Here is a 13037-nt window from a genome sequence, read left to right on the forward strand (position 1 = left end):
ACACTTAACTGGGTGGATCAGGCCGGTCTTCCTGACTGCCATTCAAACGAAACCATCCCGCGATACTATACCTGTCCCTTTTTGCAGGCAGCACTTCATGGGGCACTTCTGTGCTGAGAAAGACGACCACAGTACCTTGCCTGGGCAGCACCCGCTCAACAACCTCTTGTCCGCTGGCATCATAAATCAGCAATTCACCACCGTCTTCAGGCTGCCAGGCCGGATTCAGATACGTCACCAGCGATACCTCTCTTCTGGCCCCTCGCTCAATCCCGTTGGGCCGGAACGCATCGACATGCTTCTTATAGAAATCACCCGAGCCATAATGAGCATAATGAGACTCAAACGAAAAAAGGCCCAGAAACAGCCTGCGATTCAGATAATGCTGCAGGCTGCTCGCCCACTCCAGCCAGGCCTGCTCGGTCAGGTTTTCCCCGTTAATCCAACGAATCCGGTCACGTCTGACAAACGGGTTAATCTGGTGATCGCGACTTCGTCCGGTCCCCGCTTCAGTAAATTCAGCCTCATTATGTTGCTGAATTGAAGATAACAACCCCAGGCTCATATCAGGTGGCAAGGCAGCATTGATGACAGACCAGGACCGGTTCGCCAGATCATCAGCTATTTTTGCAAAATACGGATTGTCGTCACTGACCGCCGAATCGGCGCCAGCGCATGAGGTAAGACTTAAGGCAGGCATGACAGGTTTCTCCGCATATGCCCCTTCCAGGTGAGGGCTGCAAATTATGCGGCTGTGCGGTCACCTGCGCAAGTATTTATGACCGGAAACTTTTGGGGCAGTCAGTAACTCGATTTGCTCTTCCAGTTTCCTGCATATCTCCGCATTTGCAGTTTCCGGGTCTTCTATACGATGCTCAGCGGCATAGTCTTCGACACGTTCTCGCATGACTGGCAATTTCCTTAAGAACTCGCCCAGCACCCTTGGTGTCATTTGCCTGGCATTAACCCCAAACCCCAGCTCTTCCAGGCACAACGCATTCAGCTGTTGCTCAAACTGGCCGTGCATGGGTAACGACAGGTAAGGTTTACCCAGATAAATCGCTTCGCTGATCAAGGTAAAGCCTGCCGTGCCTATCACCGACTGACAACTCTCCAGATCTGCCAGAAAGCCCTCTGCACTAAACCCCTTGAACGTCAGGTTACCTTCCTGGCCAGTGCGGTTGCTGCCGTAAACAATAAAGCGCTGATCAGGAAATTGCGTCAACACCGTCAACAGGTGATCGAAGTGATTGGTTACATACACCAGATGATGCGATTCCAGTGATGCCTGCCGGGATAGCACCTCCCGTCGCAATATCGGAGGAAACAGAAAGGTACGGTCATTTTTTACCGGCCCGAAAAAGTACGTGGTCGCCAGTGCCGCATCGGGTGGTGGAATCATAAAACGGATGACTGTCGATGTAATCAGCCGGGAAAGTGCCAGGCGCCATGGCGATACAATTTTCATATACCGCATACGATGCTGGTTATCGACACTGATCAGCGGCACTCCTTTCCAGCGTGCCATCCAGGCTGCGCTGGGTTCAAAGTCCGTCAGCACCACGTCAGGTTGAAACGAATCAAACAAATTCGACAAGGCTCTAAGCTTGCGAATGGCTGAACGACTGCGGCAGAGATTATGCCAGATCGTCTTCAAAGGCCTGACCCGGTTGTTTTCACTGCAAATATGCAGGCCTTCAATTTCCGAGACAGTAAAATGCGGAGCCAGGTTGCGCAGACCGCGATCATAACTCACCACATGCACTTCATGGCCTTGTGACTGCAGATAACGACCTATTTCCAGCGCACGCGAAGAATGCCCAGATCCCTCGCCGGATACCCCGTACAACACTCGACTCATGTGCATCTCCCAGATAGCAGATTGTCAGCAATTTCATACGACTATACGTAACATATGTGACATTCATGTTAATTTTCCGTCTTATTACTTTCTGATTAGATCCCCTGCAATTGCTATCGTGAGCATTAACGCCGATAATTCGCTCTTTAAGTGCCGCTTATTTTATTAGTGCCTCTGATTATTGGAGATCAGGATGTCGGAAAAGTCACCGGACAATTTTGAGACCGCCCTGGCTGAACTGGAAACCCTGGTCAGCCAGATGGAAGACGGGGACCTGTCACTGGAAGAGTCTCTGAATGCCTTTGAATCAGGTATTAAACTGACCCGCCAATGCCAGCAGGCCCTTCAGCAGGCTGAGTTGAAAGTACAGAAGCTCAGTGAGGCTGAAGATGGCGAACCGGTGTTAGAGCCACTGGACCCTGAGTCCGGGTCAAACTGACACGCTAATTTATCCAACCCGCAAGCTAACCGGTTTATCTGACAGGAACATGACGCAGCTACAGCAAGATTCCCTTTCCCCATTCATGGCCGAATGCCGTGACCGCTGTGACAAGGCAATGGCTTCCCATCTGGACAGCCTCACTGTCATGCCGGAAACACTGGTATCCGCCATGCGCTATAGCGCGCTATTAGGTGGCAAAAGACTCCGTCCCTGCCTGGTTTACGCCTCAGCCCTGGCAACCGGCCAGACGATCGAATACGGCGACGATGCCGCCGCCGCCATTGAGCTTCTGCACTGCTACTCCCTGATTCATGACGACTTGCCGGCCATGGATAATGACGACCTCAGACGAGGGCAGCCCACGTTGCATGTTGCCTACGATGAAGCAACTGCGATCCTGGCCGGGGACGCCATGCAGGCGCTGGCATTCCAAATTCTGAGCGAATCCTCACGGTACAGTGAGAGTGTCCGCCTGCGCATGCTGCAGTGTCTGACCCGTGCAGGTGGCTGCCATGGCATGGTGGCAGGACAAGCCATCGACCTTGCTTCTGTGGGACAGCCAATCAAGCTGCCTGCACTGGAAAACATGCACCGTCTGAAAACAGGGGCGTTGATCATGGCCAGTGTAGAACTGGGTGCACTAAGCGCAGCATGTGTAGACGAATCCATATTATCTCACCTGCGCGGCTTTGCTGGCTGTATCGGACTGGCATTTCAGGTTCAGGATGACATTCTGGATGTCACCGGCGACACGGCAACGCTGGGTAAACAGCAAGGGGCAGACCAGGCACTCAACAAGCCAACCTATGTCAGCCTGCTTGGGCTGGACGAAGCGAAATTGAAGGCCAGCCGGCTGATTGAAGATGCACACGGCCACCTCGACCAGATAGACGGAGATACCCGGTATCTGGCCGCACTGGCGGATTACATTACCGGGCGGTTGTACTGATTTGACGACGACTCCTGTAACGATTACCGTAGCCTTTTGCTACGAAGAGAATTCGGGCACCAACGTACATGCTTACTGAAATACCACTAACTCGCCCAGCGACACCTTTACTGGATCAAATACAGTCGCCTGACGACCTGAAAAAGATGGATCCGGATCTGTTTAGCGACCTGGCCAGGGAGCTGCGAAACTTCCTGTTGTATTCGGTTGGCCAGACAGGCGGTCATTTCGGTGCTGGGCTGGGCGTTGTCGAACTGACCATAGCACTACACTATATCTTTGACACCCCGGACGACAGACTGATCTGGGATGTCGGGCACCAGTCTTATCCGCACAAGATTCTCACCGGACGCCGGGAACAGATGCTGACCATGCGGCAGGCCGGTGGTCTGGCCGCATTCCCCAGCCGGGATGAAAGTCAATACGATGCATTCGGGGTTGGCCATTCGAGCACGTCGATCAGTGCGGCGCTGGGCATGAAAGTGGCGGCACGCCATACTGACCAAGACCGACAGGTGATTGCCGTCATCGGCGATGGCGCGATGACGGCCGGCATGGCATTTGAGGCACTTAACCATGCTGGTGAGCTGGATGACAATGTACTGGTGATACTCAACGACAACAACATGTCCATTTCCAACAATGTGGGCGGTTTGTCGAGCTATTTCGCCAGAATGTGGGCCAGCCGCCCCTATAACTTTATCCGCAGTGGCAGCAAACGCGTGCTGTCCCGTATCCCGCCAGCTCTTAAAGCCGCCCATCGCGCCGAAGAATACATGAAAGGTATGGTGTCACCGGGAACGCTGTTCGAAGAAATCGGTTTTAATTATATCGGCCTGGTTGATGGCCACGACACTGATCGCCTGATCGAAGTGCTGGGTAACATCAAAAAGTTACGCGGCCCACAGTTGCTGCATATCGTCACGCAAAAAGGCAAAGGCTATAAAGCTTCCGAGAATGATCCTTTCGGCATGCATGCACTCAGCAAAATCGAAGCCGAACCCCGAAAACCCAAGGACATCCAGCCAAGCACGCCAACCTACTCCAAGGTCTTCGGCCAATGGCTTTGCGATCTGGCCGAATCGGATAAGGACATGGTCGCCATCACCCCGGCAATGAGCGCCGGATCAGGCATGGACGATTTTGCCGCCAAGTACCCTGAGCGCTTTTTCGATGTTGCCATCGCCGAACAACATGCCGTGACGTTTGCTGCCGGCATGGCCTGCGATGGTGTAAAGCCTGTGGTTGCCATTTACTCGACTTTTTTACAGCGCGCTTACGATCAGCTTATCCATGATGTCGCCCTGCAGAACCTGGACGTATTGTTCGCCATCGACCGGGCTGGCCTGGTCGGCGAAGACGGACCCACACACGCTGGCAGCTTTGACCTGAGCTACCTGCGCTGCATCCCCAATATGATCGTCATGGCACCAAGCAATGAAGACGAGTGCCGCCAGATGCTATACACCGGCTATCACCACCGGGGACCGGCAGCAGTTCGTTACCCTCGCGGCAAAGGTCCTGGCGCTGTGATCAATGAACAGATGACACAGCTGCCAATTGGCAAGGCACGTCTCAAACGCCAGGGCAAAGCGGTCGCGCTGCTGGCATTCGGCAGTATGGTCGAGCCTGCGCAGAAAGCAGCTGAATCGTTGAATGCCACCGTCATCGACATGCGCTTTATCAAGCCACTGGATGAAGAAATGATCGAAGAGATGGCCAACCAGCACCAGATCCTGGTAACGGTAGAGGAAAACACCGTCATGGGTGGTGCCGGGTCTGCGGTCAATGAGTTCCTGCAACGCCGCGATGTGCTCATACCGGTCCTCAATATTGGCCTGCCGGATCAGTACCTGCCGCATGGCAAACCGCCACAGATGCTGTCTGATGTTGGCCTGGATTCAGAAGGCATTGTCACAGCCGTTAAAGACAAGCTGTCCCGTTGTAACATTCAGCTGAAAGTCAGCTAAACATACAGGCCTCTCCCTAACATGACGCAGTCCAGTGAAGCACGCAATGCCCGACACAAACGCGCCATGCAGCGCAAAAAAGCGCATGTCGATGAGCGCATCGCTAACGCAACGATTGATAAGGGCCTGATAGTTGTGTTGACGGGCAACGGTAAAGGAAAAAGCTCCTCGGCCTTCGGCATGCTGGCCAGAAGTGTCGGCCACGGCCTTCGCTGTGGCGTTGTGCAATTTATCAAAGGTCAGTGGGAGTGCGGTGAGCAATTGCTGTTTCAGGACCATCCGCTGGTCAGTTTTCATGTCATGAACACGGGGTTTACCTGGGAAACGCAGGACAGGGAAGCGGATATTGCTGCAGCTGAATCAACCTGGCAGCAGGCAGAAAAGCTATTGCAGGATAACGCTGTCAATGTTGTGTTACTCGACGAGCTGACTTACATGCTGACTTACGGTTATCTGGACGCCTCGCGCGTACTCGATTGTCTGCGCAACCGCCCTGAAGGCCAGCATGTGATTATCACCGGCCGCAATGCCAGCCAGGCACTCATGGAACTGGCCGATACCGTCAGCGAAGTGCAAGACACCAAGCACGCCTTTAATGCTGGCATCAAAGTTCAGCCAGGCATTGATTACTGAGGCCCCGAGGGCACATGAAGCACAACATCTCTGCATTTATCAGGCAGACACAGAATTCTCTGACAATGCTGTGCGTCAGCGTTTTGTCCAGTGCTGCCCTGGCCCAACCTCAATCCAGCCAGATGCCACTAACAGTCATTGATGACCGCGACATAACGGTGACTTTAACAGAGCCTGCAACGCGCATCATTAGCCTGGCGCCATCGATGACTGAACTGCTGTTCAGCTTGGGTGCCGGTGAAAATATTGTGGGTGTTGTGGAATACAGTAACTTTCCGGAAGCCGCACAGGCCCTTCCCATCGTCGGACGTTATGATCGTCTGGACATTGAGCGTATTCTCTCCTTGCAACCCGACTTGATCATTTCCTGGCAAAGTGGCAACCCGCGCGGAGCAGTACAGCAATTACAGGAGATGGGGTACCCGGTATACACCGCAGAGCCCTCTACCGTGCAAAGTATTGCCGGAACACTGAACAGACTGGGCACCTTAACTGGTCGTAGCGAACGCGCCTCAGCACTCAGCGCCACTATCAACAACGCTGTTACCCAATACCAGAGCACATATAGCGATGCTGAACCGATCAGCGTTTTTTACCAGGTCTGGCACAACCCGATTATCAGCGTCGGGGGAGGCGAACTGATCAATGACATGGTGTCATTATGTGGCGGAGAAAATATTTTTGCGGATCTGCCAGTCGGCCCGGCAGTCAATCTTGAAGACATTATTACCCGTCGCCCCCAGGTTATACTCGCCAGTGGCGCCAGCCCGGAACGTCCTGAATGGCTGGACCTGTGGAAGCAATGGCCATCCATCCCGGCCGTGCAAGCCAATCACCTCTACTCGCTTCCGCCAGATCACGTGCAACGTCACAGCATGCGTGCACTGCAGGGTCTGGAGCAAATGTGCCAGCTGATTGATCAGGCCAGATAAGCGCTACTTCTCAAACAGATGACCGAGTTTGCTCATTTTGACTGCCAGGTAACTTTCATTATGCGAGTTCTGTCCGGTTTCAATGGGCAAACGTTCAACCACATTGATACCCAGAGACTGAAGTGCATCTACCTTTCTAGGGTTATTGGTCATCAACCGAAGTGACTGGACACCAAAATGCTCGAGCATGGGTTTGCAGATGTCGTATTCACGACCATCCGGTTCAAAGCCCAGCTTCACATTGGCCTCGACCGTGTCGGCACCCTGATCCTGCAGTGAGTAAGCACGAATCTTATTGAGTAGCCCAATACCGCGACCTTCCTGACGAAGATACAGAATCATGCCTCGCCCCTCTTCCGCAATCTTTTGCATGGCATACTGAAGTTGCGGACCGCAATCACAGCGCAAACTGAACAACGCATCCCCTGTCAGACATTCGGAGTGCACACGAGCCAGTACCGGCTCGTCTGCCGACAGATCACCCATGGACAAAACGACATGCTCTTTGCCGGTCACCAGATCTTCAAAGCCATGAATGGAAAACTCCCCCCAGGCACTTGGTAATTTCGCTGTTGCGATAAACTTGATTCTCACCCTACACTCTCACCTTACTCTCTCACCCTACGCTCATATTCAATACTCGGCCTGCCATCTGTGCGTGGCTAAAATCGGCACCATACCTTTTAGATGAATAATGCCAGCACCTGCAAACAAATCCAGGCAAATGCACCTGCCAGCACATCATCCATCATAATACCCAATCCACCACCGAGTTTCCTGTCCAGCCAGCCTATTGGCCAGGGCTTGGCGATATCAAAAATCCTGAACAGTACAAATGCCAGGCACAGCCAGAGCCAGCCTTCGGGTATCAACCAGAGTGTCAGCCAGATACCGACAAACTCATCCCAGACAATGCCACCATGATCGTGAACACCGATATCGTCGGCGGTTTTGCCACACAACCATATCCCAAGCAGTAACATCACCGCGATAAACGCCACATAGCTCATCGGCGACATTGCTGGCAGGCAAAGATAAATCAACAAACCTGCCAGGGTGCCAAAAGTGCCGGGGGCTTTTGGTACCGCACCACTGCCCAGGCCAAAAGCCAGAAAATGGATGGGATTTCGCCAGACTGAGCGCGGCGTTGTTACCATGTTAATTCACCAATCCTTTTACGATGGTCAGACACTGTCGGCGAAATGCTGATACCCCTGTGTATGGATCAACACCGCCTCATTTTGCTCATTGTGAAATTGTATACCTTCCCCGGTCACAATTTCCCCGATCCGAGAAAAAGGTACCGACAAATCTGCCATCAGTGACTCCGCCTGGCGCGCTTTCTCAGCCGGAACCGTGACACAAAGCTGGTAATCATCTCCACCGCTGACAGCTCTCTCAACCTGCTGCTGAAACTCAGGGAAAACCTGTTTAAATGCGGAGGACACAGGTAGTGCAGAAACGTTTACTTCAGCTCCCAGATTGCTCCGGGACCGGGCTGAACTCGCCGTAAGAATATGCCGCAAGTCAGAGATAAGCCCATCTGACAGATCCAATCCAGCTGTCGCCAGCCCACGCAACTGCATGGCTGCCTCAATCCGCATGGTCGGCTCGTAAAACGCGCGTAGCAATATATCTACATTCTCACTTGATAGCTGCGCACTTCCTGCTTGCATCACCTGCAAAGCTGCTGCGGCATCACCCAGCGTACCTGTTACGTAAATCAGGTCACCGACTTGCGCACCATCCCGCCGAATGGCCTGACCTGCCGGGACTTTACCAAGCACCTGAATAGTCATTGAGAGCGGACCGTGTGTGGTGTCTCCACCAATCAGCGGGCACTTTGCCTCTCTGGCCGCCGCTGCCAAACCCTGGCTGAATCCTGCCAGCCACTCACTGTCAACGTCAGGGAGTGACAAGGCCAGCGTAAATCCCACTGGCTCCCCGCCCATTGCTGCCAGGTCACTGATATTTACGCGCAGGCATCTTTGTGCAAGGCGTTCAGGCGGGCTGTCTGGCAAAAAGTGCACACCGACATTCAGTGTATCCACACTGACCAGTAATTGGTCAGTGGCTGACATCTGCAGTATCGCAGCATCATCACCAGGCCCCAGACAAAGCTCCGGGACTGGTGCCTGCTGCCAGGCACTGCTGAAGTAGCGACGGATCAGTTCAAATTCAGGAATTGCCACGCTCTAGCGTCCGTAAGGTTTTCGATGCCCTATCCAGTACACCGTTTATGTACTTGTGACTATCGGTGGCACCAAACACTTTCGCTAACTCAACTGATTCATTGATTACCACTTTATAGGGCACATCGATCCGGTGGGCCAGTTCGTACAGCCCCAGACGCATCAGTGATATTTCTACAGGATCAATATCTTTGAGCTCCCGATCCAGCAGTGGCACCATCATGGTGTCGAGTTCAGCGGCATGTTTGACGACCTCGGGAAACACTTCCTTAAAGAAATCACGATCGATCTTGCCCTTATAGTAAACTAGATACTCCGCCATGATTTCATTCACGGGGGCTTTCGCCATTTCCCACTGATAAAGTGCCTGTAGCAACATACGCCGGGCTTTCTGACGCTCGCTCAGCTTCCTGGGCTTTTTGCTGGCCGCTTTTTCCAGTTCCTCTTCTACTGCTTCTGCGTTATCAGGCAGCGCACCACTTGTTCCGGGTATTTCAATCACCTGTCAGGCTCCCAGCTTGGCTAGTACATTAACCATTTCCAGGGCGCCGAGGGCAGCTTCCGAGCCTTTATTGCCCGCTTTTGTACCAGCACGCTCAATCGCCTGCTCAATGGTATCAACTGTCAGCACACCAAAGGCCACAGGGACACCTGACTCAAGGCTGACGTGGCTCAAACCTTTAACACACTCACCGGCAACGTACTCAAAGTGAGGCGTGCCGCCACGAATCACTGCACCCAGCGCGATAACCGCATCGCAGTCGCCTTTGGCAACAACGTGCTTGGTTAACACAGGCAGTTCAAATGCACCCGGTGCCATGACAACAGAAATATCCTTTGCAGCAACACCGTGGCGCTGCAGTGTGTCGATCGCACCTTCGACCAGTTTCTCTACGATAAATGAATTGAAACGGCCAACAACCAGAACGTACCGTCCTTTACCGGCAACCAGTTCTCCTTCAATGCGTTTAATCTCACTCACGTCTTATCCTCCTGGTCATTCCTGACCCTAATCTCAACATCAATCTTTAGCTGGTTCTTCGTACTGAACAAACTCAGTCACTTCCAGATCAAAGCCAGTTACCGCATTAAACTTGGCGGGGTAGCTCAGCAAGCGCATTTTGCCTACGCCAAGCTCGCGCAGAATCTGCGACCCGGTACCAATGGTGACATCACTGCCTGCATTACGATGACGGCGAGGGATGGCTTTGCGGGAATTCATCACACCCGCAATACTCTCATTGATATCCTCGTCGTAATCTTCACCGCTAAGCAGCACGGCCACACCGGCGCCTACTTTGGCTATCTTTGCCAGGGCACGACTGAATGACCAACTGGTTCGGCCAGGGACAATCACGTTACAGACATCGCGCAGCGTGCTGGCAATATGCACGCGAACCAGGGTGGGCTCATCCTGGGAGATTTCACCTTTGGTGAAGGCCAGATGAGTACCACCTGAAATCGTATCTTCAAAAGTATGTAACTCAAATTCACCATATTCTGTCATGACCGTTTGCTGGCTTTTCTGTTCTACAGTATGCTCATTGGCGATACGGTAGTGAATCAGATCAACAATGGTACCAATTTTAATACCGTGCTCTTCGGCAAACTTTTCCAGATCCGGCCGGCGTGCCATGGTGCCGTCTTCATTCATGATTTCAACAATGGCGGCTGAGGGTTCAAATCCAGCCAGGCGAGCCAGGTCACACCCTGCCTCGGTATGCCCGGCACGGCGCAGTACACCACCGGGCTGCGCCATAATCGGGAACACGTGACCAGGCTGGACAATGTCCTCCGGCTTGGCATCGCGTTTTACCGCGTCCTGAATGGTCTTGGCACGATCAGCCGCTGAAATCCCCGTTGTCACACCGGTTGCCGCCTCGATAGACACGGTAAAGTTAGTGTTATACGGTGTATTATTGCGACTGACCATGAGTGGCAAGGCCAGCTGTTCACAGCGTTCACGTGTTAATGTCAGGCAAACCAGGCCACGGGCATAACGCGCCATGAAATTGATATCGCTGGCAGAAACCTTCTCTGCCGCAATGACCAGGTCTCCTTCATTTTCCCGATCCTCGTCATCCATCAGGATGACCATCTTGCCCTGACGAATGTCTTCGACCAGTTCTTCAATGGTATTGAGTTTCATAATGTTCGCTGCATTCCTGTTTTTCATCAGTTCACAATTGGCCAACCGGGTTGGCGTGTCAGGCAAATCCGTGCTTGCGTAAAAAGTCCTCATCCAGCGCCGTGCTGGGTTTAGCGGCATCGTCACCGAGCATTAGCCGCTCAAGGTAACGTGCTATCTGATCGACTTCGATGTTGACATGCTGACCGACCTGATAGCGATGAATAATCGTTTCCTGCTGCGTGTGAGGAATGATATTAACACTGAAACAGGCGCCATCCACTGCGTTCACGGTCAGGCTCGTCCCGTCGATACAAATCGATCCTTTTGATGATATATATTTCGCCAGCGGGTCAGGGACGCGAAAAACCAGGCGCTCACTGTCACCATCTGGCGCTTTGGACAGTAACTCACCCAACCCATCCACATGGCCGCTGACCAAATGTCCGCCCAGCCGCGTCCGGGGTGTCAGTGCTTTCTCCAGATTCACCAGAGAACCTGCTGCCAGTTGCCCAAAGGATGTCAGGTCGATCGTTTCATTCGACACATCGGCAACAAAATGACTGCTATCAAATGATGTAACTGTCAGGCAGCAACCATTCACGGCAATACTGTCACCCAGCTGAACATCGGACATATCCAGCCCGGGGCAGTTGACCACCAACTGCCATTGCTGACCTTTAAGTTTGAAATCAGCGACTGTGCCTGTTGCTTCAATGATTCCTGTAAACATTCTATTCTCCCGGCCCCGCAATTTTCAGTTAACTGACTTGCAGACACCCAATCTACATTCTGTACCTAGACGGATTTAATTCGCGCCGAGATACAAAAGTCCTCGCCAATCATTCTCATGTCACTCAAATGTAACGCGATGTGATCCTGCATTCGCTGTATCCCCGGCAGGTGGAACAACGGCAACGCATCACTGCCCAGGAAACGTGGGCCAATATAGATAACCACTTCATCAACAATGCCGGCCTGGATGGCAGCGCCACTCAAGGTCGGCCCAGCCTCAAGCATGACCTCATTGCACTGGTACTTTTCCGCGAGAAAGGCCATCGCTACGGCCAGATCAAGTCGATTAGCCGGTGTCGAAGGCAGTTCGTGGATGTCTACATCAACACCCGCAAAACGATCTTTTTGCTGCTGGTGTGGCTGTCTTGTCAAAAACACGGTTTGTCCCGGCAAACCAATTAATCGTGAGTCCGGCGGTGTGCGCAAGGCGGAGTCCAGTATGACCCGCAACGGTTGGCGCCCGGTGTATAACGCCCGAAACTCCTCCGGAAGCTCTTCCTCGCGAACATTAAGACCCGGATCATCACTTAAAATCGTATTGACACCGGTAACCACTGCACAGTGACTGGCTCGCATGCGCTGCACGTCAGCACGGGCATCAGCACCAGTGATCCACTTGCTTTCTCCAGATGCCATGGCGGTCCGGCCATCAAGGCTCATCGCCATCTTGCAACTCACCCAGGGCATACCCTGCGTCATGCGCTTGATAAATCCCCGGTTAATCTGTCGACATTGTTTTTCCAGCACCGGGCCTTCAACCTCAATGCTGGCTTCACGCAACTTTTGCAGGCCCTGCCCGGCCACTTTTGGATTAGGATCCTCGCTGCCATACACCACTTTGGCTATACCAGCTGCAATCAGGGCATCCACACAGGGTGGGGTCTTACCGGTATGGGAACAAGGTTCCAGGGTGACATAGGCCGTCGCACCTCTGGCTTCATCGCCAGCATCGCGAATGGCATTGACCTCAGCATGCGCCTCTCCGGCCCGAACATGATATCCCTCACCAACGATGCGATCATCATGCGCCAGTACACAGCCAACACGAGGGTTGGGGGTCGCACTTAATACTGATTGCGCCAATGTCACAGCACGTTGCATCATTTGCTCTGACGTCACTGTTAAGCACTCCTGA

The 13037-nt window shown here is 53.0% G+C and carries 15 protein-coding genes; 5 read left to right on the forward strand and 10 right to left on the reverse strand.

Going from position 1 to position 13037, the window contains the following annotated elements; all coding sequences use genetic code 11:
- Nucleotides 1-4: 4 nt before the first annotated feature.
- Nucleotides 5-700 carry a 2OG-Fe(II) oxygenase gene (locus PSCS_RS00425; RefSeq protein WP_068809822.1) on the reverse strand — a complete coding sequence of 232 codons (696 nt, stop codon included), beginning with the start codon at nt 698-700 and terminating at the stop codon, nt 5-7.
- A 60-nt stretch (nt 701-760) separates the two neighbouring features.
- Complete coding sequence (locus PSCS_RS00430) at nt 761-1861, reverse strand: glycosyltransferase family protein (protein WP_068809823.1); 1101 nt, start codon at nt 1859-1861, stop codon at nt 761-763.
- 193 nt (nt 1862-2054) lie between these two features.
- On the opposite strand from PSCS_RS00430, the gene PSCS_RS00435 reads away from it, so the two are divergent.
- The 5 genes from PSCS_RS00435 to PSCS_RS00455 all read left to right on the forward strand — a co-directional run bounded on the left by PSCS_RS00435 (nt 2055) and on the right by PSCS_RS00455 (nt 6787).
- Nucleotides 2055-2300 carry an exodeoxyribonuclease VII small subunit gene (locus PSCS_RS00435; RefSeq protein WP_068809824.1) on the forward strand — a complete coding sequence of 82 codons (246 nt, stop codon included), beginning with the start codon at nt 2055-2057 and terminating at the stop codon, nt 2298-2300.
- Nucleotides 2301-2349: 49 nt separating this feature from the next.
- The gene (gene ispA / locus PSCS_RS00440; protein ID WP_068809825.1) at nt 2350-3252 is read left to right on the forward strand and encodes a (2E,6E)-farnesyl diphosphate synthase; all 903 of its coding nucleotides are present in this window, start codon (nt 2350-2352) and stop codon (nt 3250-3252) included.
- A gap of 68 nt (nt 3253-3320) precedes the next feature.
- Complete coding sequence (gene dxs / locus PSCS_RS00445; RefSeq protein WP_068809826.1) at nt 3321-5222, forward strand: 1-deoxy-D-xylulose-5-phosphate synthase; 1902 nt, start codon at nt 3321-3323, stop codon at nt 5220-5222.
- A 21-nt stretch (nt 5223-5243) separates the two neighbouring features.
- The gene (cobO, locus tag PSCS_RS00450) at nt 5244-5855 is read left to right on the forward strand and encodes a cob(I)yrinic acid a,c-diamide adenosyltransferase (RefSeq protein ID WP_068809827.1); all 612 of its coding nucleotides are present in this window, start codon (nt 5244-5246) and stop codon (nt 5853-5855) included.
- Between the two features lie 14 nt (nt 5856-5869).
- Nucleotides 5870-6787: a cobalamin-binding protein gene (locus PSCS_RS00455; RefSeq protein WP_082866704.1), complete on the forward strand. Its 918-nt coding sequence runs from the start codon at nt 5870-5872 to the stop codon at nt 6785-6787.
- Nucleotides 6788-6790: 3 nt separating this feature from the next.
- Here the strand turns inward: PSCS_RS00455 and ribA are convergent, their stop codons facing one another.
- The 8 genes from ribA to ribD all read right to left on the reverse strand — a co-directional run bounded on the left by ribA (nt 6791) and on the right by ribD (nt 13003).
- The gene (gene ribA, locus PSCS_RS00460; protein WP_068809828.1) at nt 6791-7381 is read right to left on the reverse strand and encodes a GTP cyclohydrolase II; all 591 of its coding nucleotides are present in this window, start codon (nt 7379-7381) and stop codon (nt 6791-6793) included.
- An 89-nt stretch (nt 7382-7470) separates the two neighbouring features.
- A complete protein-coding gene (locus tag PSCS_RS00465; protein WP_068809829.1) occupies nt 7471-7944 on the reverse strand; it encodes a phosphatidylglycerophosphatase A family protein in 474 nt (157 codons plus the stop codon).
- A 27-nt stretch (nt 7945-7971) separates the two neighbouring features.
- Nucleotides 7972-8979: a thiamine-phosphate kinase gene (gene thiL / locus PSCS_RS00470; protein ID WP_068809830.1), complete on the reverse strand. Its 1008-nt coding sequence runs from the start codon at nt 8977-8979 to the stop codon at nt 7972-7974.
- Nucleotides 8966-9481: a transcription antitermination factor NusB gene (nusB, locus tag PSCS_RS00475; protein WP_308426183.1), complete on the reverse strand. Its 516-nt coding sequence runs from the start codon at nt 9479-9481 to the stop codon at nt 8966-8968. The genes thiL and nusB overlap by 14 nt, the downstream gene beginning before the upstream one ends.
- 3 nt (nt 9482-9484) lie before the next feature.
- Nucleotides 9485-9952, reverse strand: coding sequence for a 6,7-dimethyl-8-ribityllumazine synthase (gene ribH, locus PSCS_RS00480; protein WP_082866717.1), 468 nt, complete (start codon nt 9950-9952; stop codon nt 9485-9487).
- Between the two features lie 48 nt (nt 9953-10000).
- A complete protein-coding gene (gene ribBA, locus PSCS_RS00485; protein ID WP_068809832.1) occupies nt 10001-11128 on the reverse strand; it encodes a bifunctional 3,4-dihydroxy-2-butanone-4-phosphate synthase/GTP cyclohydrolase II in 1128 nt (375 codons plus the stop codon).
- A gap of 58 nt (nt 11129-11186) precedes the next feature.
- Complete coding sequence (locus tag PSCS_RS00490) at nt 11187-11840, reverse strand: riboflavin synthase (protein WP_068809833.1); 654 nt, start codon at nt 11838-11840, stop codon at nt 11187-11189.
- 65 nt (nt 11841-11905) lie between these two features.
- The gene (gene ribD / locus PSCS_RS00495) at nt 11906-13003 is read right to left on the reverse strand and encodes a bifunctional diaminohydroxyphosphoribosylaminopyrimidine deaminase/5-amino-6-(5-phosphoribosylamino)uracil reductase RibD (RefSeq protein WP_317621773.1); all 1098 of its coding nucleotides are present in this window, start codon (nt 13001-13003) and stop codon (nt 11906-11908) included.
- Nucleotides 13004-13037: the final 34 nt, after the last annotated feature.

This window comes from Pseudohongiella nitratireducens (assembly GCF_001642735.1).
GTDB classification, from domain to species: domain Bacteria; phylum Pseudomonadota; class Gammaproteobacteria; order Pseudomonadales; family Pseudohongiellaceae; genus Pseudohongiella; species Pseudohongiella nitratireducens.